Source organism: Crenobacter sp. CS_VA4 (assembly GCF_055597485.1).
Window position 1 is genome coordinate 1 of the sequence record NZ_JBVMAE010000088.1, and the last position, 425, is coordinate 425.

Genomic DNA, 425 nt, shown 5'->3' on the forward strand with positions numbered 1-425 from the left:
ATGTCGCCGCTGGCTAACGCGCCGAACACCGTGCTCGGGATCAGGTTCATCAGGAACGACACGCCGCCCGCATGCTGCAGTTTGTGGGCGCTGTCGGTGTACGCGGCCATGGCGCTGGCGTCGAGCGCCTTCGGGTCGACGTTCATGCCGGTGCCGATGCCGCTATTGAATGCCAGGAACAGGCCGAGCACCAGCGCCAGCGTGGTGACGATCTCGAAGTAGACGACCGCCTTGACGCCGACGCGACCGACCTTCTTCAGGTCGCCGGCGCCGGTGATGCCGCTGACCACCACGCAGAATACGATCGGCGCGATCAGCATCTTGATCAGCTTGATGAAGCCGTCGCCGAGCGGCTTGAGGCTGGCCGCCTGGTCGGGCAACAGGACGCCGACGGCGATGCCGAGCACGAGGCCGATCATCACCTG

Annotated in this window: 1 protein-coding gene; it reads right to left on the bottom strand. The window is 65.6% G+C overall.

What is annotated here, in order from left to right; translation table 11 throughout:
- Positions 1-425, bottom strand: a 425-nt coding sequence (locus tag ACZ2IA_RS22820) for a cation:dicarboxylate symporter family transporter (RefSeq protein WP_470294879.1), incomplete at both ends; no start/stop codon positions are given.